We start from the raw sequence: 22,000 nt of genomic DNA on the forward strand, positions 1-22,000 counted from the left end.
GCGCCCCCCCCGCGACGCAAGCCCGAATGGCCGGCAAGACCATGAAGACACCTGATCGCAAGCCAGATCCGTCCAACGTGATGAACGACCTCAACGACCGCTCGCGCGAGGTGTTTCGCCGCGTGGTCGAGGGGTATCTGGAAACCGGCGCGCCGGTGGGCTCGCGCACGCTGACGCGCAGCCTGTCGGAACAGGTTTCCGCCGCGACGGTGCGCAACGTGATGCAGGACCTGGAATACCTCGGCCTGCTGGGCAGCCCGCATATCTCGGCGGGGCGGGTGCCGACGCAGCTGGGGCTGCGGATGTTCATCGACGGCTTCCTCGAGGTGAGCGAACTGGGCGAAGCGGATCGTCAGAACCTGGACGACACGCTTGGCTCGAACACCGGCGACGTGACCGGCGCGCTGGACCGCATCGGGTCGGCCCTGTCGGCGGCGACGCATGGGGCCAGCGTGGTTCTGGCCCCCAAGCACGAGGCGCCGATCAAGCATATCGACTTTGTTCCGCTGTCGCCTGACCGGGCGCTGGTGGTGCTGGTCCATGCCGACGGGCATGTCGAGAACCGGCTGTTCCAGCCGCCGCCCGGCCATACCCCAAGCGCGATGCGCGAGGCGGCGAATTACCTCAACGCGCATCTGGCCGGCCGCACGCTGGGCAGCCTGCGCACGGAGATGCAGCGCGAGGTCGACAGCCGCCGCGCCCAGATCGACGAGATCGCCAATCACATGATCGAGGCGGGGCTGGCCGTTTGGGATGCCGAAGGCGATGATGCCGCCCGCCTGATCGTGCGGGGGCGGTCGCACCTGTTGGCCGACGCGGCGCAGGCTGAAGAGTTGGAGCGCATCCGTCTGTTGTTCGACGACCTCGAGCGCAAGCGCGACATCGCCGAGTTTCTCGAGCTGGCTGAAACGGGCGAGGGTGTGCGCATTTTCATCGGCTCCGAGAACAAGCTTTTCTCACTTTCGGGTTCCGCTCTGGTCGTCTCTCCCTATATGAACGCGGACCGGAAGATCGTGGGCGCGGTGGGGGTCATCGGGCCGACCCGTCTGAATTACGGGCGCATCGTTCCGATCGTGGATTACACGGCGCAGCTGGTCGGCAAATTGATCGCCGATCGCGGCTAGGCCGGACAAAGGAAGGTAGACGAGGCAATCATGTCCGACACCAGGCAGGAGAACATGGCCACAGAGGAAACCCTGCAGGAGGGCGAAGCCCCCGAGGTCGATCTGACGGCTGACGCGCCGCTCGACGAGGTGGATGCGCTGCGCATCGAGCGCGACGAGCTGAAGGATCGCCTTCTGCGCACGCTGGCCGAATCCGAGAACGTCCGCAAACGCGCCGAGCGCGACCGCCGCGAATCCGAGCGGTATGGCGGCACGCGCATCGTGCGCGACCTGCTGCCGGTCTATGACAACCTGCGCCGCGCGCTCGACAGCGCGGGTGAGGCCGCGGGAGATGCCGACAGGGCGCTGATGGAAGGCGTCGAGCTAACGCTGCGCGAATTGCTCAAGGTGCTGACCAAGCACGGCGTCACGCCCATCGTGCCCGAGGTCGGCGACCAGTTCGATCCGCAAAGCCACGAGGCGATGTTCGAGGCCCCCGTGCCCGGCACCAAGGCGGGCGAGATCCTGCAGGTGATGGCCGAGGGCTTCCTTCTGCATGACCGGCTGGTGCGGCCTGCGCAGGTCGGCGTGTCCTCGAACCCCGGCTAAGGCTTCTCGGCCAGGTCCTTCAGCTCGTAGAGCAGCATCAACGCCTCGCGCGCCGTCATCTCGTCGGGATGCACGGCGGCGAGGCGTTCCTGCAAGGGCGACGGCCCGTCCTGTTTCACGGGGCGCGCGACGACGGGCGCGGCGGCGAAGAGCGGGAGATCGTCGATCACCGCCTTGCGCTCGCCGCCTTCGCGCTCGCCCTTTTCCAGCGCCTCGAGCACGTCATGGGCGCGCGCGATCACGCTTTCGGGCAGGCCCGCAAGCTTGGCCACCTGCACCCCGTAGGATCGGTCGGCGGCCCCCTCGCGCACCTCGTGCAGGAAGATCACGTCGCCCTGCCATTCCTTCACCGCAACCGTCGCGTTCCGCAGCCCCGAGAGCCGCGCGGCAAGGCCCGTCATCTCGTGGTAATGCGTGGCGAAAAGCGCGCGGCAGCGGTTCACCTCGTGCAGATGTTCCAGCGTGGCCCAGGCGATGGACAGCCCGTCATAAGTCGCCGTGCCGCGCCCGATCTCGTCGAGGATGACAAGCGCGCGGTCGTCCGCCTGGTTCAGGATCGTCGCGGTCTCCACCATCTCGACCATGAAGGTCGAGCGCCCGCGGGCAAGGTCATCGGCCGCACCAACGCGGCTGAACACCTGGCTGACAAGGCCGATTTCGGCCCGTTCGGCAGGGACGAAACCACCCATTTGAGCCAAAATAGCGATCAGCGCGTTTTGGCGCAGGTAGGTGGATTTACCGGCCATGTTCGGGCCGGTCAGAAGGGTGATGGCCGCGCCGTCGCCCTCGGGGTTCAAGGCGCAGTCATTGGCAACAAAGGGCGCGCCCTCGCGCGACAGCGCGGCCTCGACCACCGGGTGCCGCCCACCTTGGATGTCGAAGCGGCGGTCGTCATGCATCGCGGGACGGGTCCAGTTGCCCTCGGCGGCGCGACGGGCCAACGCGGCGCTCAGGTCCAACTCGGCCAGCGCGCGGGCGGTGCTGCCGATGGCGTCATGTTCGGCCAGGATCGCCTCGCGCAGCGACTGAAACAGCGCGCGCTCGATCTCTTGCGCGCGGTTGCCGGCGTTGAGGATCTTGGTTTCCAGCTCGGACAGCTCAAGCGTGGTGAAGCGCACGGCGTTGGCGGTGGTCTGGCGGTGGATGAAGCGTTCGGACAGTGGCGGCGACAGCATCTTCTGCGCATGGGTCGCCGTGGTCTCGATGAAATAGCCCAGCACGTTGTTGTGCTTGATCTTGAGCGAGGAGACACCCGTCGCCTCGATATACTCGGCCTGCATTCCCCCGATCACGCCGCGCCCCTCGTCGCGCAGGCGGCGGACCTCGTCCAGCTCTTCGCTGTAGCCTTGGGCGATGCTGCCGCCGTCTCGCAGCTGCACGGGCGGCTCGGCCACAAGCGCGCGGTCGAGCAGGTCGGACAGGGTCTGATGGCCCGTCAGACCCTGTTTTGCCTCGGCCAGAACCTCGGGCAGGTCGACATGATCCAAGGCCGCATGAAGCGCCCCGGCCCCCGCCAGCCCGTCGCGGATCGCGGCCAGGTCGCGCGGCCCGCCGCGGTCGAGCGCCAACCGCGACAGCGCGCGGTCAAGGTCGGGGATGCGGCGCAAATGGGTCTCGATTTCGTCTCTGATCAGCGTGTCAGACACGAAAAACCCGACCGCATCATGCCGCGCGCGGATCACGCCAAGGTCGGTTGACGGCCCCGACAAACGCCGCTCCAACAGCCGCGCGCCGCCTGCGGTCAGGGTCCGGTCGATGACCGACAGCACCGTGTTCGCCCGCCCGCCAGACAGCGCCTGTGTCAGTTCCAGGTTCCGCCGCGTGGCGGCGTCCAGTTGCAGAACCTGCCCCGCCGATTGCCGCCGCGGCGCACGCAGCAGCGGCAGGCTGCCTTTCTGCGTCAGTTCCAGATAGTCGATCAGCGCCCCCATCGCGGCGACCTCGGGCCGGGTGAAGCTGCCGAACCCATCGAGCGAGGCGACGGAAAACAGCCGCGCGATGCGCGCCTCGGCGGATCGGCTGTCGAAACTCGTCGGCGCAAGCCGCGTGACGGCCGCGCCGATCTCCTCCATCGCGGCGATGCGCTCGGGCGGCATGCCGTCCGAGACCAGCACCTCGCGCGGGGCGAGCCGGGCCAGTTCCGGGCCAAGCCGCACGGGCGCGCAGGGCAGGACGTGGAAATCGCCGGTCGAGATGTCGCACCAGGCCAGCGCGCCCTCGCCCCGGATCTCGGCGAATGCGGCAAGGTAATTGTGCCTCCGCGCCTCGAGCAGCGTGTCCTCGGTCAGGGTGCCGGGCGTGACCAGCCGCACCACCTCGCGCCGGACCACGGCCTTGGAGCCGCCGCGCTTCTTCGCCTCGGCGGGGTCCTCCATCTGCTCGCAGATCGCCACGCGAAACCCCTTGCGGATCAGGGTCAACAGGTAGCTCTCGGCACTATGCGCGGGCACGCCGCACATCGGGATGTCTTCGCCCGCATGCTGCCCGCGCTTGGTCAGCGCGATATCCAGCGCCGCGGCGGCGGCGACCGCGTCGTCGAAGAACATCTCGTAGAAATCGCCCATCCGGTAGAACAGGAGCGCATCGGCATGCTGCCCCTTGATCTCCAGGTATTGCGCCATCATCGGCGTCACTTGGCTCATGCCACCCCCCGCAATCGCTTGTGGACCCTACGCAAGCCGCGCGCGGGATTGAAGCGGCAAAAGGCTGTTGTTGCCGGGGCGGGTGACGTTGGATAAACCGGCCTTCGGGCAAAAGGGAGGGCGCCGCGCCATGGCCGACAAGACCAAGATCACCCGTGACGAGGCGCTGGCCTATCACCTCGACCCGTTTCCGGGAAAGATCGACATCTCGGCCTCGGTCCCGATGGCGACACAGCGCGACCTGAGCCTTGCCTATTCCCCCGGCGTCGCCGTCCCCTGCGAGGTGATCGCGGAGCGGCCCGAGACGGCCTATGATTACACGACCAAGGGCAACCTTGTTGCCGTGATCTCGAACGGGACGGCTGTTCTGGGGCTTGGCAACCTTGGCGCGCTGGCCTCCAAGCCGGTGATGGAAGGCAAGGCGGTTCTGTTCAAGCGGTTTGCCGATGTGAACTCCATCGACATCGAGCTGGACACCGAGGACCCCGACGAGTTCTGCCGCGCGGTCAAGCTGATGAGCCCGACCTTCGGCGGCATCAACCTCGAGGATATCAAGGCGCCCGAGTGTTTCATCATCGAGCAGCGCCTCAAGGAAGAATGCGACATCCCCGTCTTTCACGACGACCAGCACGGCACCGCCGTGATCTGCGCCGCGGGTCTGATCAACGCGTTGCATATCTCGGGCAAGAAAATCGAGGATTGCCGCATCGTGCTGAACGGCGCAGGTGCCGCCGGAATCGCCTGTATCGAGCTGCTCAAGACCATGGGCGCGCGCCACGAGAACTGCATCGTCTGCGACACCAAGGGCGTGATCTGGCAGGGCCGCACCGAGGGGATGAACCAGTGGAAATCCGCTCATGCCGTCAAGACCGAGCTGCGCACGCTGGAAGAGGCGATGGTGGGCGCGGACGTGTTCCTTGGCGTCTCCGTCAAGGGCGCGGTGACGCCCGAGATGGTGAAGTCGATGGCCGACAACCCGGTCATTTTCGCCATGGCGAACCCCGACCCCGAGATCACGCCGGAAGAGGCGCACGAGGTGCGCGTCGATGCGATCGTGGCAACGGGGCGGTCGGATTATCCCAACCAGGTCAATAACGTCTTGGGATTCCCCTATCTTTTCCGCGGGGCGCTGGATATCCACGCCCGCGCGATCAACGACGAGATGAAGATCGCCTGCGCTTATGCGCTTGCCGAACTTGCGCGCGAGGATGTGCCGGACGAGGTGGCGATGGCCTATGGCCGCAAGCTCGCCTTTGGCCGCGACTACATCATCCCCACGCCCTTCGACCCGCGGCTGATCTACACGATCCCGCCCGCCGTGGCGCGCGCCGGGATGGACACGGGCGTGGCGCGGCGGCCCATCATCGACCTCGAGGGCTATGCCAAGGGGCTGCGCGCGCGGATGGACCCGACGAGCTCGATCCTGCAGGGGATCTATGCGCGGGCGAAATCGGCGCAGGCGCGGATGATCTTTGCCGAGGGCGACGATGTGCGCGTGCTGCGCGCGGCGGTGGCCTATCAGCGGCAGGGGCTGGGCAAGGCGCTGGTCGTGGGGCGCGAGGCCGATGTGAAGGAAAAGCTGTCGGCGGCGGGGCTTGCCGACGCGGTGCGGGAGCTGGAGGTGGTGAACGCCGCCAACACCCGACATCTCGAGAGCTACAAGTCGTTTCTTTACCAACGGCTGCAGCGCAAGGGGCATGACCGGGCGGATATTCACCGGCTTGCGGCGCGGGATCGGCATGTGTTCTCGGCCTTGATGCTGGCGCATGGGCATGGCGATGCGCTGGTCACGGGGGCGACGCGGAAATCGGCTCATGTAATTGATCTGATTGGCAAAGTCTTCGACGCGCGGGCGCAGGACGGGGCGGTCGGCGTGACCGCGCTGTTGCACAAGGGGCGGATCGTGCTGATCGGGGATACCCTGGTGCATGAATGGCCCGAGAAAGAGGACCTGGCGCTCATCGCCGAGCGCGGCGCGCAGGTGGCGCGCGACCTGGGGCTTGAGCCGCGGGTGGCCTTTGTCAGCTTCTCGACCTACGGCTATCCGGTCAGTGAGAGGTCCGAGAAGATGCATCGCGCGCCCGAGGTGTTGGACCAAAAAGGTGTGGATTTCGAGTATGATGGCGAGATGGCCGTCGATGTCGCGCTGAACCCCGAAGTGATGGCGCAATACCCGTTCACGCGGCTGTCGGGGCCTGCAAATGTGTTGGTCGTGCCCGCCCGGCATTCGGCGTCGATCAGCGTGAAGCTGATGCAGGAAATGGCGGGCGCGACGGTGATCGGGCCGATCCTGACCGGGCTGAAAAGCCCGATCCAGATCTGTTCGACGGTCTCGACCGCGAATGACATCCTGAACATGGCGGTGATGGCGGCTTGCGAGATCGGGCGGCGCTGACGCCCGGTCACAGCGCGTGCACATGCCGTACACACCGCGTGCATACGGCATGCGGGCTTGGGATGTGCGGCAATCGTGTGTATCATCGCTGCACACGGAGGGCGCACACCATGGGCAAGCAGCGGACCAACATCAGCGTCGACGCCAAGGTTCTGGCCGGTGCGCGCGCGCGGGGGATGAACGTCTCGGCCATCGCCGAGGAGGCCCTGCGCAAGGCGCAGCAGAAGGCGTGGCAGGAAGAGAATGCCGAGGCGCTTGAATCGAAGCGCAAGTGGATCGAGAAAAACGGGCTGCCGCTGGCAGAATACCAGGTTCTCAAGATCGACTGATGGCGCAGAACAAGGTCTATCGTTTGCCGAACGGGCGTCTTGTCCTCGATTTGCAGTCCGATCTGGTAACTACGCCCACGCGGCTGGTTGCGCCCTTGATTGCTCGCGCGGAAAGCGGGCCGCCCCTTCCAAACCTCGAACCGATCTTTTTGTTCGACGGAACAGAATACCTTATGGATACCAGCCTTATGGCGGCCGTGCCCGATACCACCCTGGCCAGGCCCGTGGGTGATTTCTCGGAGCACGACTACACGATTCGCCGCGCCGTGGATTTCTTGTTCACCGGCGTCTGAGCGTCAGCCCGTCATCCCGTCCCAGAAATTCTTGACCTTGTCGAAGAACCCGCTGGCGTTGGGGTTGTTGGTCTGGTTGCCGATCTCTTCGAACTTCCTGAGAAGCTCTTTCTGCTCCGCGGTCAGCTTGACCGGGGTTTCGACGGCCAGCTCGATATACATGTCGCCGACGCCGGGGCCGCGAAGCTGGGGCATGCCCTTGCCGCGCAGGCGCATCTGGCGGCCCGATTGCGAGCCTTCGGGCACCTTCACGCGGGAGCGGCCGCCGTCGATCGTGGGCACCTCGACCTCGCCGCCGAGGGCGGCCTTGGTCATGGAGACAGGAACGCGGCAGAACAGGTCGATGCCGTCACGCTGGAACAGCGGATGATCGGCGACCTCGATGAAGATGTAGAGATCGCCCGAGGGGCCACCGCGCAGGCCGGCCTCGCCCTCACCGGACAGGCGGATGCGGGTGCCGGTCTCGACGCCGGCGGGAATGTTGACCGACAGCGCGCGGTCCTTTTGCTGGCGACCGGCGCCGCCGCAGGTGCGGCAGGGGTTCTTGACGATCTGGCCCATGCCCGAACAGGTCGGGCAGGTGCGTTCGACCGTGAAGAAGCCCTGTTGCGCGCGGACCTTGCCCATGCCCGAGCAGGTGGGGCAGGTGGTCGGTTCGGCGCCGCCCTCGGAGCCCGAGCCGTTGCAGGAGCCGCAGGCGACCGAGGTGGGAACGGTGATCTGCTTGGACAGACCCGAATGCGCCTCTTCGAGGCTGATTTTCAGGTTGTAGCGCAGGTCTGAGCCGCGGCTGGCCCGGCTGCGTCCGCCGCCGCCGCGCTGGCCGCCCATGAAATCGCCGAAGAGATCTTCGAACACGTCGGAGAAGGCCGAGGCGAAATCGCCCTGTCCGGGACGCCCGCCATAGCCACCGGCGCGCGCACCGCCTGCCATGCCGCCGTCGAAAGCCGCGTGACCGAAGCGGTCATAGGCCGCCTTCTTGTCGGGGTCTTTCAGGACGTCGTAAGCCTCGTTCACTTCCTTGAACTGGTTTTCGGCGTCGGGGTTGTCGGCGTTGCGGTCGGGGTGAAGCTCTTTCGCCTTGGTGCGATAGCCCTTCTTGATCTCGTCGGCAGAGGCGCCTTTCGAAACTCCGAGCACCTCGTAGTAGTCGCGCTTTGCCATGTCGCCCTTTCCTTGAACGCAGGGACCGGCCAGGGGTGAACCCCGGCCGGTCTCATGAGGGTCACGTCACGCGATCAGCCGCGCTTGCGGTCGTCGTCGAGGTCTTCGAAATCGGCGTCGACGATGTCGTCATCCACGGGGCGCGCGGCGTCCGGGTCGGCGTCATCGCTGTCGCCGTCGTCCTGGCTGGCCTTGTAGATCGCCTCGCCCAGGCGCATCGACGCCTCGGTCACGTTCTGGATGCCGCCCTTGATCTTGCCGGCATCCCCGGTCTCGAGCTGTTCCTTGAGGTTCTTGATGGCAAGCTCGATCGCCTCGACGGTGGAGGGATCGACCTTTTCGCCGTGTTCCTCGATGGATTTCTCGGTGGCGTGGATCAGGCTTTCGGCCTGGTTCGTGGTCTCGACCAGCTCGCGGCGCTTCTTGTCGGCGTCGGCGTTTTCCTCGGCCTCCTTCACCATGCGCTCGATATCCTCGTCGGACAGACCGCCCGAGGCCTGGATCGTGATCTTCTGCTCCTTGCCGGTGCCCTTGTCCTTGGCGCCGACCGAGACGATGCCGTTGGCGTCGATGTCGAAGGTCACCTCGATCTGCGGCACGCCACGCGGGGCGGGCGGGATGTTCTCGAGGTTGAACTGGCCGAGCATCTTGTTGTCGGCGGCCATCTCGCGCTCACCCTGGAAAACGCGGATGGTCACCGCGTTCTGGTTGTCTTCCGCGGTCGAGAAGATCTGCGCCTTTTTCGTCGGGATCGTCGTGTTGCGGTCGATCAGGCGGGTGAAGACACCACCCAGCGTCTCGATGCCGAGCGAGAGCGGCGTGACGTCGAGCAGGACAACGTCCTTGACGTCACCCTGAAGCACGCCGGCCTGGATCGCGGCGCCGAGGGCGACCACTTCGTCGGGGTTCACGCCCTTGTGCGGCTCCTTGCCGAAGAAGTTGGTCACTTCCTCGACAACCTTGGGCATGCGGGTCATGCCGCCGACGAGGACAACCTCGTCGATGTCGCCCTTGGACAGGCCTGCATCCTTGAGGGCGGCGGCGCAGGGCTTCATCGAAGCCTTGATCAGGTCGCCCACGAGGCTTTCCAGCTTGGCGCGGGTCAGCTTCATGACCATGTGGAGCGGCTGACCGTTCGCGCCCATCGAGATGAAGGGCTGGTTGATTTCGGTCTGGGACGAGCTGGACAGCTCGATCTTGGCCTTTTCGGCCGCTTCCTTGAGGCGCTGCAGCGCCATCTTGTCGGTCGTCAGGTCGACGCCGTGCTCTTTCTTGAACTCGTCGGCGAGGTAGTTGACGATCCGCATGTCGAAATCTTCGCCGCCGAGGAACGTGTCGCCGTTCGTCGATTTCACCTCGAAGAGGCCGTCGTCGATTTCAAGGATCGTGATGTCGAAGGTGCCGCCGCCGAGGTCATAGACCGCGATCGTCTTGGTGTCCTTCTTGTCGAGACCGTAGGCGAGCGCCGCGGCCGTCGGTTCGTTGATGATGCGCAGCACCTCGAGGCCGGCGATCTTGCCGGCGTCCTTGGTCGCCTGGCGCTGGGCGTCGTTGAAATAGGCGGGCACGGTGATGACGGCCTGCGTCACGTCCTCGCCGAGGTAGCTTTCGGCGGTTTCCTTCATCTTGGTGAGGATCTGTGCCGAAACCTGGCTTGGCGAATATTTCTCGCCGCGCACCTCGACCCAGGCGTCGCCGTTGCCGCCGTCCACGATCTTGTAGGGGACAAGTTTCTTGTCCTTCTCCACCTCGGCGTCGCCCAGACGGCGGCCGATCAGGCGCTTGACGGCGAAGATCGTGTTCTCGGGGTTGGTCACCGCCTGGCGCTTCGCGGATTGGCCCACGAGACGCTCATCCTCGGTGTAGCCCACGATGGAGGGCGTGGTGCGTGCGCCTTCGGAGTTCTCGATGACGCGGGGCTGGCTGCCGTCCATGATGGCAACGCAGGAGTTGGTGGTGCCGAGGTCGATACCAATGACTTTGGCCATGTCGGTCTGGTCCCTTCTTTCAAGCGAACGGGCGGTGTCGGGTCCGCTTCGGCCCCCAATGCCGCCTTCGTGATCCTGTTTGATTTGGCCGGGAAGCACGCCCGACCGGTTCGGAGGGTATATAGGAGGGGGGTCAGGGGCCTGCAAGCGGGGCCGCTGCGTGGAAAACGGGGGAAAATCGCATGGCGGAGAGCGTGGATGTCGGCGGTGTGACGGTCTGGCCCGGCTGGCTGGACGCGGGCGCGCAGGCGGCGATGGTCGAAGATATCCGCGCCGTCGCGGCGGCGGCGCCGTTCTTCACGCCGGAAACGCCGCGCGGGCAGAAGATGTCGGTGAGGATGACGGCGGCGGGGCGCTATGGCTGGGTCAGCGACCGCAAGGGCTACCGTTACGAGCCGCGGCACCCTTCGGGTGTGGACTGGCCGCCGATCCCGGCTTCGGTGCTGGCGGTGTGGCGGGCGGTCAGCGGCGTCGACCGCGACCCGCAATGCTGCCTTGTGAACTGGTATGGCGAGGGGGCGAAGATGGGCCTGCACCAGGACCGGGACGAGGCGGATCTAGACATGCCGGTCGTCTCGATCTCGTTGGGGGACGAGGCGCTGTTCCGCGTGGGCGGGGTCGAACGCGGCGGGCCGACGCGGTCGATCTGGCTGCGCTCGGGCGATGTCGCGGTGATGGGCGGCGCGGCACGGCTGGCGCATCACGGCATCGACCGGCTGCGCTTTGGCTCGTCCACGCTGTTGCCGCGGGGCGGGCGGATCAACCTGACGCTGCGGGTGGTGGATCAGCGCCCGGCCGCCCAGCTGGAAGAGGCATGCTTGCGGGTATAGGCCTCGGCCATGAAGCCGATGATCAGCGTCACGAGGGTGAAATAGAGCGGATATTGCCAGTTGCTGTGATGCGGGAAGTAATTGACGAAGACGAACCCCCGCCCCTGGTCGATGACGTGAAAGATCGGGTTCCAGTCGAAGAAGGCGATGACCGAGGTGGGCAGCATGTTGGCCACGAACATCTTGCCCGAGGCGATCATGTTGGCGCGGATGTAGACCAGCTGGATGATGTTCACGACTTCGGGGGCCCAGGGCTTTGCCGCCATCAGCACCAGGCCGATCGCGCAGCCCGAGGCCCAGGCGAGCAGGAACATCATGAAGGCGCTGGGCCAATCGTGGATCACCACCGGGTTGAACATGGTGTGCAGGACCAGCAGCAGCACGAAAAGGCTCATGGTCTGGGCATAGAGCGAGCTGAGCGCGGTCGACAGGATCGAGACGAGCGTGTTCATCGGCGCGTGCTGCATCATCGCCGAGGTGGAGCTTTCGGCGTTCATCATCTGGCGCACGGCCTGGATGTGGGTGAGATAGGCGAAGATGCCGGTTAGAAGATACAGCATGAAATCGCCGCGCACCGAGACCGACCGCTGACCCAGCACGGTGAACATGACGTAAAACGCCGCGATGAAGAGCAGTGACTGCATCACCTTGAGCAGGATCGCCCAGACCGCGTTGCGGTGGGTCTGGCGCACCTGTCGCGCCGCCGAGATATAGGCGAGTTGCAGCGTGTTCAGCGCAAGGCTGAAGGTCGATTGCGTGCGCCGTGCCTCGAACATGAAGGCTGTGCCCCTTACTCTTACCCAGACGCTCTCGGCCCTTGCCCGGACGTGCCGTGGCGACGATAACGCGGGAAGTCCTGGCACACAATCAAGGCCAAATGGAGGCGCTTTTGGATTACGCAGAAATGATGCGGGTTTTTCGCAAGGCCGCGATCGAGGCGGGCGACCGCATCATGGAGATCTACGAGGCCGATGATTTCGAGGTGAAGGCGAAATCCGACGACAGCCCCGTGACCGAGGCCGACGAGGCCGCCGACGCGCTGATCTCGGCGCAGCTGCGCGCGGCCTTTCCCGACCGGGCGCTGGTGACCGAGGAGCAATCGGGCAGCCATGACCAGCAGGTGACCAGTTTCCTGATCGTCGATCCGCTGGACGGGACCAAGGAATTCGTCCAGCGCCGTGGCGATTTCACCGTCAACATCGCGTGGGTCGAGGACGGCGTGCCGGTTCGCGGCGTGGTCTATGCGCCCGCCAAGGGGCGGCTGTTCTACACCGATGCCGAGGGGCGCAGCGTGGAGGAGGCGGGGCCGTTCGACCCTGAAAAAACAGGCTCTGTAACGCCCATTCGGGTCAGAACGCCCGACAATGGCGCGCTGTTCGTCGTGGCGTCGAAATCGCACCGCGACGCGGCGACGGATGACTACATCGGCAAATATGCCGTGGCGGACATGAAAAGCGCGGGATCGTCGCTCAAGTTCTGCCTTGTGGCCACGGGCGAGGCCGATCTTTACCCGCGGCTCGGCCGCACGATGGAGTGGGACACGGCGGCAGGCGACGCGGTGCTGCGGGGCGCGGGGGGCCATGTGATCCGCTTCGAGGATCACGCGCCCTTTGCCTATGGCAAGCCGGGCTTCGCCAACGGCTTTTTCATCGCCCATGCGCCGGGCGTGGAGTTGAAACCGGCATGAGCGTGCATTGTGTCATCCCCGCGCGCTATGCCTCGACCCGCTATCCGGGCAAGCCGCTCGCCCTGCTGCGCGGTGCGACCGGGGTCGCCCGGAGCCTGATCGAGCGGAGTTGGCGCGCGGCCATGGCGGTGGATGGGTTCGACGCGGTGCATGTCGCCACCGATGACGACCGCATCGCCGAGGCCGCCCGCGGCTTTGGTGCGCAGGTGCTGATGACCTCGTCCGAGGCGCGCAACGGCACCGAGCGCTGCGCCGAGGCGCTGGCGCAGCTGGGCGAGGGTGTCGAGATGGTGGTGAACCTGCAGGGCGACGCGCCGCTGACGCCGCCCTGGTTCCTCGAGGCGCTGATCGCCGGGCTGCGCGCCGATCCGGGGGCCGCGGTGGCCACGCCGATCCTGCGCTGCGATGGCGAGACGCTGGCCGCTTTGAAGGCCGACCGGGCCGCCGGGCGCGTGGGCGGGACCACGGCGGTCGTCGATCGCGCGATGCGGGGGCTCTATTTCTCGAAGGAGGTGATCCCCTTCGCCGCCGAAAGCTACGCGCCCGAGGCGCCGACGCCGGTGTTTCACCATGTGGGCGTCTACGCCTACCGCCCCGATGCGCTGCGGACCTATCCCGCCTGGCCGGTCGGGCCGCTGGAGACGCTCGAAGGGCTGGAACAGCTGCGCTTTCTCGAGGCCGGGCATTCGGTGCGTTGCGTCGAGGTCGAGGCGCGCGGGGCGAAGTTCTGGGAGCTGAACAACCCCGAGGATATCCCGCGGATCGAGGGGATGCTGGCCGAGATGGGCCAGCCCTGATGAGCGCGCCGCGGCTGAGTGTCGTGGTGGTCAGTTGGGGGCGGCCCCGCGCGCTGGCGCGGTGTCTGACGGCGCTGGGGCAGATGCGCTCGGTGAGGTTCGAGGTGATCGTCGTCGCCGATGCCGACGGTCTGGCCGTGGCGCAGGGCGTGCCGATGGCCGAGCGGCTGGTTCTGATGGCGCAGGAGGAGGCCAATATCTCGGCCGCGCGGAACGCCGGTATCGCGGCGGCGGTGGGCGAAATTGTGGCGTTCATCGACGATGACGCGGTGCCGGAACCGGGCTGGGCTGAGGCTCTGTTGGGCGGGTTCGAGACGTTTGGGGCGGCCGCGGTGACCGGGCCGGTGATCGGGCGCAACGGGTTTTCGTTGCAATGGGGCCGGATGGCGGTCGATGCGCAGGGGCGCGACCGCTGGCTGGGCGAGGGCGAAGCGCCAGCGCCGGGCGAGGCGCTGAAGCTGCATGGCACGAACATGGCGCTGAAGCGCGATGTTCTGACCCGAACCGGCGGGTTCGACACCGGTTTTGCCTTCTATCTCGACGAGACGGACCTCGCCTTGCGGCTGTCGCGCGCGGGTCTGGGGCTGCGCTATCTGCCGGATGCCGTGGTGCATCACGGCTTTGCCGCCAGCGCGCGGCGGCGCGAAGACCGGGTTCCGCTGGACCTGTTCGATATCGGTGCCTCCTCGGCGCTGTTCCTGCGCAAGCATGCGCCCGAGGCGCTTGAGGCGGGGCTGGCCGAGCTGGAAGCGGCGCAGCGCGCGCGTCTGTTGCGGCTGGCGCGCAAGCGAAAGCTGGGACCGGAGGATATCCGGCGGCTGATGGAGAGCCTTGCGGCAGGGATCGCCGCGGGGCGGGGGCGGCCCTCGGAGGTGGGGGGGATCGGTGCGCCGGGGCGGCCCTTCCGCCCGATGCGCGATGCGCTGCCCGGCGCGATGCGGTGCCTTGACGGATGGGTCTATCGTGCGGGTTCGAGCCGCTCGGAGGCCGCCAGACATGTCGCGGCCGGTGAGCCCGTGGCGCTGCTTTTGCTCGAGCCGACACCGCGCAAGCACCGGTTGTGTTTCACCGAAACCGGGTGGTGGGAACAGCGCGGCGGGGTGTTCGGCCCGGCCGAGCGCAGCGCGCCGCGTCTGCAAGCCTGGACGCCCGCGGCGCGCAGGGCGCGGGAATGGGGCCGGTTGGCCCGTATTTCCTGCCCGGATCGGCTCGAATAACCGTTTATTCCCAAGCCCGAAATGAGTAAGACAGTCGGCAATGGTAAAGAGTGGGACAGATGCGACGTTGAATATCGGCGCATCGGACGGAGCAGCAGTGATGAAGAAACGCGTGACGAAGGCGATCTTTCCGGTTGCGGGGCTGGGGACGCGGTTCCTTCCGGCGACGAAATCGGTGCCGAAGGAGATCATGACGCTCGTCGACCGGCCGCTGATCCAATACGCCATCGACGAAGCGCGCGCGGCCGGCATCCGGGAATTCATCTTTGTCACCTCGCGCGGGAAATCCGCGCTGGAGGATTACTTCGACCACGCCCCCGAGCTGGAATCGGCGCTGCGCAAGAAGGGCAAGACCGATCTGCTGGAGATCCTGAAGACCACCAACATGGATTCGGGCGCGATTGCCTATATCCGGCAGCATCGGGCGCTGGGCCTTGGCCATGCGGTCTGGTGCGCGCGGCGGCTTCTGGCGGACGAGCCGTTTGCCGTGATCCTGCCCGATGACGTGATCGCCGCTGAAACCCCCTGTCTTCAGCAGATGGTCGAGGCCCATGCCGAGATCGGCGGCAACATGGTCGCCGCGATGGAGGTGCCCGCCGACAAGACCAGCGCCTATGGCGTGCTGGACATCAAGGAAGACATGGGGTCCGTCGTGTCGGTCAAGGGCATGGTGGAGAAGCCCGAGAAGGGCAGCGCGCCGTCGAACCTGGCGGTGATCGGGCGCTATATCCTGACGCCGCAGATCATGGACAACCTGACGCGGATCAAGTCGGGCGCGGGCGGCGAGGTGCAGCTGACCGACGCCATCGCGCAGGAGATCGAGGGCGCGGGCAATGTCTATGGCTACCGCTTCCGCGGGCAACGGTTCGATTGCGGGTCCAAGGCCGGGTTCCTGCAGGCCACCGTCGCCTTTGCGATGGCGCGCGAGGATCTGCGGGACGAGTTCACCGAGTATCTCAGCGACCTGATGGCGTCGCGCAGCGCGGCGGCGCAGTAGCGAAAGGTCGCTCGGGGTTGCCCGGCGGCTTGGGTCAGGCGGGGCCGATCTGGCTCGACGTGACGCGGCTGGTCAGCCGGGCGGGGCGCGGCGTGCAGACGGGCATCGACCGGGTCGAGGCGGCCTATCTGGATCATCTTCTCGAGCAGGGCGGGCCCGCGGCCCGGTTCCTTCTGCGCTCGACGCGCGGATACCTGTTGCTCGGGCCGGAGGGCGGGGCGCTTCTGGCGCGGCTCGTGCGGGGCGAGGCCGGGTTGCCGCCGCGCGGTGACCTGCTGTCGCAGGCGTATGGGAAAGGCTCTGACCCGCGGCACAGGGTCGAACGCGCGCTGCGTGGCGTGGCGCGTGACCGGTGTTTGCGCGGCGGCCTTGCGCGGATGATCCGGCGCCATGGCGGCGGGGGGTTCCTCTATCTCAACACCGGGCACGCCAACCTGTCGGAGGCGACGCTGGCCCCGCTGGCCACCGCGGCGGGGGTGCGTGTCGCGGTGCTGGTCCATGACCTGATCCCGCTCACGCATCCCGAGCTGGTCGAGCATGGCATGCCCGCGCGCTTTGCCGGCCGGATCGCGCGCATCGCGCGCCATGCCGACCTGGTGATCTGCAACTCGGCGGCGACCGAGGCCGAGCTTGCCGCGCATTGGCACGACAGACAGGCCCGACCGCCCTGTGTCGTGGCGCTTCTGGGGCTTGAGCCGGACCCCGCGCCGCGGCCGGACGTGGTGCGGCGCGACGATCGTTTCGTGATGCTCGGCACCATCGAGCCGCGCAAGAACCACGCGATGATGCTGGAGGTCTGGGAGCGGCTGGCCGAGCGGCTGCCGCCCGAGCGGATGCCCGATCTGCACATCATCGGGCCGGTGGGCTGGCGGGTCGAGGGGCTGATGGCGCGCCTGCGGTCGCATCCCTTGCTGGGGCGGTCGATCCACCTGCATGGACCGTTGCCCGAGGCCGAGCTGCGCCGCCACCTGGCCGAGGCGCGGGCGCTTGTGTTCCCGTCGCTGGCCGAAGGCTACGGCTACCCCCCGCTCGAGGCGCTGCGCGCGGGGGCGTTGCCGATCTGCAGCGAGCTGCCGGTGTTCCGCGAGACGCTGGGCAATAGCGCAGTTTACCTTGACGTTGCAGATCCATATTGTTGGGTGACAACGATTGAGCAACACATATCGGGCAAGGTGGCCCTGCCGTTGCCCAGTCGCCCGACCCTGCCGGATTGGTCCGGTCATTTCGAAACGGTCGGCGCGGCGCTTGGTCAGGTGCGAGTGGTTCGAGTGGATGGTTTGTGAATGAAGGCGGTGAAACGGTATGCATTGCGCCTTGAGCGCAAGAAATACCTCGTTCGCGCCTGGCGAAAGAGCAGGTCGCTGCGCGTCGTCGCCAACCGCACCGAGGCCATCGGGCCGCAGGATGTGCTGTGTTTCTGCACCCTGCGGAACGAGAAGGTCAGGCTGAAGTTTTTCCTGAATTACTATCGTGACAGGGGTGTTTCGCATTTCCTGTTCGTCGACAACGACAGCACCGACGGCACGCGCGAATTTCTTGCCGAGCAGCCCGATTGCTCGGTCTGGACGACACCCGCCAGCTACAAGCGGTCGCGGTTCGGGATGGACTGGATCAACCGGCTTTTGCGGCTTTACGGCCATCAGCATTGGTGCCTTGTCGTCGATCCGGACGAATTTCTGGTCTACCCGTTCAGCGATACCCGCCCGATCCCGGCGCTGACCGATTGGCTCGATGCGTCGTCGATCAAGAGCTTCGGGGCGATGATCCTCGACATGTATCCCAAGGGGCCGATCACCGCGCAGCCCTATTCCGAGGGGCAGGACCCGTTCGAGATCGCCTGCTGGTTCGACCCCGGCAACTACGCGATCAAGCGCAACTGGCAATACGGCAACCTGTGGATCCAGGGCGGGCCGCGCGCGCGGGCGTTCTTCGCCGATCAGCCCGCCAAGGCGCCCGCGCTGAACAAGGTGCCGCTGGTGAAGTGGGACAAGGGCTATGCCTATGCCAGCTCGACCCACATGCTGCTGCCGCGGGGGCTGAACCTTGTCTATGACGAATGGGGGGGCGAGAAGACCTCGGGCGTGCTGCTGCACGCGAAGTTCCTCGATACCTTCACCCGGAAGGCCGCGGAGGAGTTGGAGCGGCGCGAGCATTACGCGGCCTCGGCCGAGTATCGGGCCTATCACGCAGGGCTGAACGAGAACCCGGATTTCTGGACCAAGTGGTCGGAGCGATACATCAACTGGCGCCAGCTCGAGATCCTGGGCCTCATGTCCAAGGGGAACTGGGCATGAGCACGCTGGGCTTCGTGATGCTCTGCCACACCGCGCTGCACCGCGCGGCGCAGGTGGCCCGCCATTGGGCCGAGCGGGATTGCCCGGTGGTGATCCATGTCGACCGGCAGGTGAAGCGCCAGCGGTTCGAGGCGTTCCGCAAGGAGCTGTCGGACCTCGAGAACGTCAGGTTCTCGCGGCGTGTGCGCTGCGAATGGGGAACCTGGTCGCTGGTGCAGGCCTCGCAGGGGGCGGCGGAGCAGCTGCTGGCCGAGTTTCCGGGCGTGCGGCATGTCTATCTCGCGTCGGGGTCGTGCCTGCCGCTGAGGCCGGTGGACGAGCTGCGGGCCTATCTTGCGGCGCGGCCGATGACGGATTTCATCGAAAGCGTCACGATCCGGGACGTCGACTGGACCATGGGCGGGTTGAACGACGAGCGGTTCAACCTGCGGTTCCCGTTCTCGTGGAAGCGGCACAGGTTCCTGTTCGACCGCTATGTCGAGTTGCAGCGCAAGGTGGGGTTCAAGCGCAAGCTGCCCGAGGGGGTGGTGCCGCACCTGGGCAGCCAATGGTGGTGCCTGACGCGGCAGACGCTGACGGCGATCCTGCAAGACCCGCGGCGGCGCGAGCTTGAGCGGTTCTTCAGCCTCGTGTGGATTCCCGACGAAAGCTATTACCAGACGCTGGTGCGCAACTACTCTCGGTCCATCGAAAGCCGGTCGCTGACGCTGTCCAAGTTCGATTTCCAGGGCAAGCCGCATGTGTTCTACGACGATCACCTGCATCTGTTGCGGCGGTCCGACTGTTTCGTCGCGCGCAAGATCTGGCCCAAGGCGAACCGGCTCTATTCCACCTTCCTGACCGATGACGCCACGGTCAGCCGCATGGCCGAACCTGCGCCGGGCAAGATCGACCGCGTGTTCTCGCGCGCGCTGGAGCGGCGGACGCGGGGGCGGCCGGGGCTTTACATGCACAGCCGCTATCCCAACCCCGATTGGGAGAACGGCAAGACCGCCGCGCCCTATTCGGTGTTCCAGGGGTTCAACGACCTGTTCGAGGATTTCGAGACCTGGCTCGCGCGGCGGCTGGGCACGGTGGTGCATGGCAACATCTTCGATCCGGCGCGCGCCCGCTTTGCCGGGGATGCGCCGATCTATGCCGGGTGCCTGTCGGCCCATGCCGCCTTGCGCGACTACAACCCCGAGGGGTTCCTGACGAACCTGATCTGGAACACGCGGGGCGAGCGGCAGGTGTTCATGTTCGGCCCGCGCGACAACCAGCGGCCGGGCGCCTTCATGGCGGCGGATGCGAATGCGCAGATCTCGGTCATCACGGGGGCCTGGGCGGTGCGGCTCTACCAGTCGAACCGGAATTTCTCGGACATCCGGCAGGATGCCGCGCGGATGCAGCGCCACGAGGTCGATTTCGTCAACACGCTGCGCCATGTGCGCAGCCGTGCCGACATCCGCATCTGGACGCTGGCGGATTTCATCGAGGAACCGATGGAGCATCTGCAGGGCATCCTCGACGCGATGGAGGGGGCCAATGCCATGCGCCTGACCGAAGCGCCGCGCATGGCCGACCTGTCGGGCTTCGCGGGCTTCCTGCAGTCGCTGAAGAACCAGGGCATGAACCCGATGACGGTGGGCGATTTCCCGATGGAGGGTCCGGTTCACCGGCCACCCGCCGATCGCAACCGCCCCTACCTGGTGACCTGATCCATGGCCAACCGCCGATTTGATGCCTTTGTCATGTTCGCCGAAATGCGGACCGGGTCGAATTACCTGGAGGACAACCTGAACGCCCTGCCGGACGTGACCTGTTACGGCGAGGTCTACAACCCCACCTTCCTCGGGCATCACAACCGGTTCGAGCTGATGGGCTATGACATGGACCGCCGCGAGGGCGATCCGCTGGGCCTGTTGGAGCGGATCATCGACGGCACCGAGGGGCTGCCGGGGTTTCGTTTGTTCCATGACCACGACGACCGCGTGGTCGAGCGGGTGCTGGCCGATCCGCGGATCGCCAAGATCATCCTGACGCGCAATCCGCTGGACAGCTATGTCAGCCGCAAGATCGCCACCGCCACGGGGCAGTGGCGCTTGACCGATGGCAAGAACCTGAAGACCGCGCAGATCCGCTTCGACGCCGAGGAATTCGCCGAGCTGACCGACCGGCTGGCCGCCTTTCAGGACCGGCTGCGCCGGGGGTTGCAGCTGGGCGGGCAGGGGGCCTTCCTGATCCGTTACGAGGATATCAACGACCCGGACGTGCTGAACGGGCTGGCGGCCTTTCTCGGGTCCGAGGGGCGGATCGAGGCGGCATCGAACACGCTGAAACGGCAGAACCCCGGCGCGCTGTCGGAAAAGGTCGAGAATTACGACGAGATGATCGCGGCGCTGCGCGACGTCGACCGGTTCGGCCTGACCGCCAGCGCGGATGTCGAGCCGGTGCGCGGGGCCTCGGTTCCCGGTTTCGTGGCGCATCCCGAGGTCGGGCTGTTGTTCATGCCGATCAAGGGCGCGCCGGAACAGGCGGTGATCGACTGGATGGCGGGGATCGGCGGCGTCGGGCGCGAGGGGCTTTTGCGCAAGATGACGCAGAAGGACCTGAAACAGTGGATCAGGGCCCACCCCGCCTATCGCAGTTTCACGGTGCTGCGGCACCCGGTGAAGCGGGCCTATGTGACCTTCAACCGGTTCATCCTGCCCGATGACCGGCCTGCCTATGCCGAGGCGCGCAAGATCCTGCGGCAACGCTACAAACTGCCGATCCCGGCCGGTGCCCCAGGCGACGACTGGAGCGCCGAGTCGCAGAAGGCGGCATTCGCCGGGTTCCTCGAGTTTCTGAAGATGAACCTTGCCGGGCAGACCAGCCTGCGGATCGATGCGGCATGGGCCTCGCAAGCGGCGACGCTGCAGGGCATGGCGCAGGTGGCGCAGCCCCATCACCTGCTGCGCGAGGAAGAGATGACCACCGCGCTGCCCGCGCTGGCGCGCGCGGTGGGCGTGGCGGATGCGCCCGAGCCGCGGGCCGAGGGGGTGCCGGGCGCGGTGCCGCTGGCCAAGGTCCATGACGGCAAGATCGAGAAGGCGGCGATCGACGCCTACCGGCGCGATTACCAGACGCTCGGCTTTCCGCGCTGGAACAAGATGTAGGGTGCCGGGCCGCGGTCAGGCGGCCTTGCTTGCTTCGTGCTCGGTCAGGAGGGTGTGGAGCGTCGCCGCGTCGGCATTCGCGCGCAGCTTGGCGCAGAGCGACGGGTCGCGCAGCGTGCGCGAGACGAGCGCCAGCGCCTTGAGGTGATCGACGCCGGTATCGGCGGGCGCAAACAGCGCGAAGACAAGGTCGACCGGCTGCCGGTCGGCGGCGTCGAACTCGATGGGTTTCTCGAGCCGCAGGAAGGCGCCATGCACCTCGGTCAGGTCCGAGAGCCGCGCATGGGGCAGGGCGACGCCATGGCCCACGCCGGTGGGCCCCAGGCTTTCGCGTTCTTGCAGCGCATCGAAGATCTGCCCTTCGGGCAGCCCGATCAGGTCATGCGCAAGATCCGCGATGCTTTGCATCAGGCGTTTCTTGCTGGTCACATCACTCAGCACCTTCACGGCGCGCGGTTTCAGCAACGACGACAGGTTCATCCCATCCCCTTCGTGACCCAGAAGCCGGATCGGTTGCG

General features: G+C 66.5%; 19 protein-coding genes. 14 read left to right on the forward strand and 5 right to left on the reverse strand.

Translation table 11 applies throughout. The features are described 5' to 3' along the window. Nucleotides 1-41: 41 nt before the first annotated feature. On the forward strand, nucleotides 42-1,124 hold the full coding sequence (gene hrcA / locus QQK83_RS00690) for a heat-inducible transcriptional repressor HrcA (RefSeq protein WP_284260641.1): 1,083 nt from the start codon (nucleotides 42-44) through the stop codon (nucleotides 1,122-1,124). A 30-nt stretch (nucleotides 1,125-1,154) separates the two neighbouring features. Further along, on the forward strand, nucleotides 1,155-1,712 hold the full coding sequence (locus QQK83_RS00695) for a nucleotide exchange factor GrpE (protein WP_284260643.1): 558 nt from the start codon (nucleotides 1,155-1,157) through the stop codon (nucleotides 1,710-1,712). Here QQK83_RS00695 and mutS read toward each other — a convergent pair. Next, nucleotides 1,709-4,354 (reverse strand): DNA mismatch repair protein MutS, encoded by a 2,646-nt coding sequence (gene mutS / locus QQK83_RS00700; RefSeq protein ID WP_284260645.1) that lies wholly within the window; start codon nucleotides 4,352-4,354, stop codon nucleotides 1,709-1,711. The two genes, QQK83_RS00695 and mutS, sit on opposite strands and share 4 nt — an antisense overlap. A gap of 130 nt (nucleotides 4,355-4,484) precedes the next feature. On the opposite strand from mutS, the gene QQK83_RS00705 reads away from it, so the two are divergent. The 3 genes from QQK83_RS00705 (at nucleotide 4,485) to QQK83_RS00715 (ending at nucleotide 7,371) form a co-directional block, all read left to right on the forward strand. After that, on the forward strand, nucleotides 4,485-6,749 hold the full coding sequence (locus QQK83_RS00705) for an NADP-dependent malic enzyme (RefSeq protein WP_284260647.1): 2,265 nt from the start codon (nucleotides 4,485-4,487) through the stop codon (nucleotides 6,747-6,749). Between the two features lie 110 nt (nucleotides 6,750-6,859). After that, nucleotides 6,860-7,078, forward strand: a complete 219-nt coding sequence (locus QQK83_RS00710; protein WP_284260650.1) for a type II toxin-antitoxin system CcdA family antitoxin — start codon at nucleotides 6,860-6,862, stop codon at nucleotides 7,076-7,078. Further along, complete coding sequence (locus tag QQK83_RS00715) at nucleotides 7,078-7,371, forward strand: CcdB family protein (protein WP_284260652.1); 294 nt, start codon at nucleotides 7,078-7,080, stop codon at nucleotides 7,369-7,371. The genes QQK83_RS00710 and QQK83_RS00715 overlap by 1 nt, the downstream gene beginning before the upstream one ends. A 3-nt stretch (nucleotides 7,372-7,374) precedes the next feature. On the opposite strand, the gene dnaJ is transcribed toward QQK83_RS00715, so the two are convergent. Then, nucleotides 7,375-8,535 (reverse strand): molecular chaperone DnaJ, encoded by a 1,161-nt coding sequence (dnaJ, locus tag QQK83_RS00720; RefSeq protein WP_284260653.1) that lies wholly within the window; start codon nucleotides 8,533-8,535, stop codon nucleotides 7,375-7,377. A 74-nt stretch (nucleotides 8,536-8,609) separates the two neighbouring features. Continuing rightward, the gene (dnaK, locus tag QQK83_RS00725) at nucleotides 8,610-10,523 is read right to left on the reverse strand and encodes a molecular chaperone DnaK (protein ID WP_284260656.1); all 1,914 of its coding nucleotides are present in this window, start codon (nucleotides 10,521-10,523) and stop codon (nucleotides 8,610-8,612) included. Between the two features lie 182 nt (nucleotides 10,524-10,705). Between dnaK and QQK83_RS00730 the strand changes: the two genes are divergently transcribed. Next, nucleotides 10,706-11,353: an alpha-ketoglutarate-dependent dioxygenase AlkB family protein gene (locus tag QQK83_RS00730; protein ID WP_284260658.1), complete on the forward strand. Its 648-nt coding sequence runs from the start codon at nucleotides 10,706-10,708 to the stop codon at nucleotides 11,351-11,353. Here QQK83_RS00730 and QQK83_RS00735 read toward each other — a convergent pair. Then, on the reverse strand, nucleotides 11,308-12,129 hold the full coding sequence (locus tag QQK83_RS00735; protein WP_284260661.1) for an ABC transporter permease: 822 nt from the start codon (nucleotides 12,127-12,129) through the stop codon (nucleotides 11,308-11,310). The genes QQK83_RS00730 and QQK83_RS00735 overlap by 46 nt on opposite strands. 128 nt (nucleotides 12,130-12,257) lie before the next feature. On the opposite strand from QQK83_RS00735, the gene cysQ reads away from it, so the two are divergent. The 8 genes from cysQ (at nucleotide 12,258) to QQK83_RS00775 (ending at nucleotide 21,482) form a co-directional block, all read left to right on the forward strand. Beyond that, on the forward strand, nucleotides 12,258-13,040 hold the full coding sequence (cysQ, locus tag QQK83_RS00740; RefSeq protein WP_417750323.1) for a 3'(2'),5'-bisphosphate nucleotidase CysQ: 783 nt from the start codon (nucleotides 12,258-12,260) through the stop codon (nucleotides 13,038-13,040). Continuing rightward, the gene (locus QQK83_RS00745; protein WP_284260667.1) at nucleotides 13,037-13,837 is read left to right on the forward strand and encodes a 3-deoxy-manno-octulosonate cytidylyltransferase; all 801 of its coding nucleotides are present in this window, start codon (nucleotides 13,037-13,039) and stop codon (nucleotides 13,835-13,837) included. The genes cysQ and QQK83_RS00745 overlap by 4 nt, the downstream gene beginning before the upstream one ends. Beyond that, nucleotides 13,837-15,054: a glycosyltransferase family 2 protein gene (locus QQK83_RS00750; RefSeq protein WP_284260670.1), complete on the forward strand. Its 1,218-nt coding sequence runs from the start codon at nucleotides 13,837-13,839 to the stop codon at nucleotides 15,052-15,054. Before QQK83_RS00745 ends, QQK83_RS00750 begins: the two co-directional genes overlap by 1 nt. Before the next feature lie 100 nt (nucleotides 15,055-15,154). Continuing rightward, nucleotides 15,155-16,051: a UTP--glucose-1-phosphate uridylyltransferase GalU gene (gene galU / locus QQK83_RS00755; protein ID WP_284260673.1), complete on the forward strand. Its 897-nt coding sequence runs from the start codon at nucleotides 15,155-15,157 to the stop codon at nucleotides 16,049-16,051. A gap of 17 nt (nucleotides 16,052-16,068) precedes the next feature. Continuing rightward, complete coding sequence (locus QQK83_RS00760; RefSeq protein ID WP_284260675.1) at nucleotides 16,069-17,334, forward strand: glycosyltransferase; 1,266 nt, start codon at nucleotides 16,069-16,071, stop codon at nucleotides 17,332-17,334. Further along, a complete protein-coding gene (locus QQK83_RS00765) occupies nucleotides 17,335-18,345 on the forward strand; it encodes a glycosyltransferase family 2 protein (protein ID WP_284260678.1) in 1,011 nt (336 codons plus the stop codon). After that, nucleotides 18,342-20,042, forward strand: a complete 1,701-nt coding sequence (locus tag QQK83_RS00770; protein ID WP_284260680.1) for a DUF5927 domain-containing protein — start codon at nucleotides 18,342-18,344, stop codon at nucleotides 20,040-20,042. The genes QQK83_RS00765 and QQK83_RS00770 overlap by 4 nt, the downstream gene beginning before the upstream one ends. Before the next feature lie 33 nt (nucleotides 20,043-20,075). Further along, nucleotides 20,076-21,482 carry a nodulation protein NodH gene (locus QQK83_RS00775; RefSeq protein ID WP_284260682.1) on the forward strand — a complete coding sequence of 469 codons (1,407 nt, stop codon included), beginning with the start codon at nucleotides 20,076-20,078 and terminating at the stop codon, nucleotides 21,480-21,482. Between the two features lie 15 nt (nucleotides 21,483-21,497). Here QQK83_RS00775 and QQK83_RS00780 read toward each other — a convergent pair whose 3' ends face one another. After that, nucleotides 21,498-21,962, reverse strand: coding sequence for a PTS sugar transporter subunit IIA (locus tag QQK83_RS00780; protein ID WP_284260684.1), 465 nt, complete (start codon nucleotides 21,960-21,962; stop codon nucleotides 21,498-21,500). Nucleotides 21,963-22,000 lie beyond the last annotated feature (38 nt).

The sequence above is a fragment of the Roseicyclus amphidinii genome (assembly GCF_030163755.1).
GTDB classification, from domain to species: Bacteria; Pseudomonadota; Alphaproteobacteria; order Rhodobacterales; family Rhodobacteraceae; genus Roseicyclus; species Roseicyclus amphidinii.

Coding starts and splice junctions, on each gene's coding strand:
- dnaK (WP_284260656.1), bottom strand. CDS start 10,523: ATGGCCAAAGTCATTGGTATCGACCTCGGCACCACCAACTCCTGCGTT.
- hrcA (WP_284260641.1), top strand. CDS start 42: ATGAAGACACCTGATCGCAAGCCAGATCCGTCCAACGTGATGAACGAC.
- QQK83_RS00770 (WP_284260680.1), top strand. CDS start 18,342: ATGAGCACGCTGGGCTTCGTGATGCTCTGCCACACCGCGCTGCACCGC.
- QQK83_RS00705 (WP_284260647.1), top strand. CDS start 4,485: ATGGCCGACAAGACCAAGATCACCCGTGACGAGGCGCTGGCCTATCAC.
- galU (WP_284260673.1), top strand. CDS start 15,155: ATGAAGAAACGCGTGACGAAGGCGATCTTTCCGGTTGCGGGGCTGGGG.
- QQK83_RS00750 (WP_284260670.1), top strand. CDS start 13,837: ATGAGCGCGCCGCGGCTGAGTGTCGTGGTGGTCAGTTGGGGGCGGCCC.
- mutS (WP_284260645.1), bottom strand. CDS start 4,354: ATGAGCCAAGTGACGCCGATGATGGCGCAATACCTGGAGATCAAGGGG.
- QQK83_RS00775 (WP_284260682.1), top strand. CDS start 20,076: ATGTTCGCCGAAATGCGGACCGGGTCGAATTACCTGGAGGACAACCTG.
- QQK83_RS00745 (WP_284260667.1), top strand. CDS start 13,037: ATGAGCGTGCATTGTGTCATCCCCGCGCGCTATGCCTCGACCCGCTAT.
- QQK83_RS00730 (WP_284260658.1), top strand. CDS start 10,706: ATGGCGGAGAGCGTGGATGTCGGCGGTGTGACGGTCTGGCCCGGCTGG.
- cysQ (WP_417750323.1), top strand. CDS start 12,258: ATGATGCGGGTTTTTCGCAAGGCCGCGATCGAGGCGGGCGACCGCATC.
- QQK83_RS00715 (WP_284260652.1), top strand. CDS start 7,078: ATGGCGCAGAACAAGGTCTATCGTTTGCCGAACGGGCGTCTTGTCCTC.
- QQK83_RS00695 (WP_284260643.1), top strand. CDS start 1,155: ATGTCCGACACCAGGCAGGAGAACATGGCCACAGAGGAAACCCTGCAG.
- QQK83_RS00735 (WP_284260661.1), bottom strand. CDS start 12,129: ATGTTCGAGGCACGGCGCACGCAATCGACCTTCAGCCTTGCGCTGAAC.
- dnaJ (WP_284260653.1), bottom strand. CDS start 8,535: ATGGCAAAGCGCGACTACTACGAGGTGCTCGGAGTTTCGAAAGGCGCC.
- QQK83_RS00710 (WP_284260650.1), top strand. CDS start 6,860: ATGGGCAAGCAGCGGACCAACATCAGCGTCGACGCCAAGGTTCTGGCC.
- QQK83_RS00780 (WP_284260684.1), bottom strand. CDS start 21,962: ATGAACCTGTCGTCGTTGCTGAAACCGCGCGCCGTGAAGGTGCTGAGT.
- QQK83_RS00765 (WP_284260678.1), top strand. CDS start 17,335: ATGAAGGCGGTGAAACGGTATGCATTGCGCCTTGAGCGCAAGAAATAC.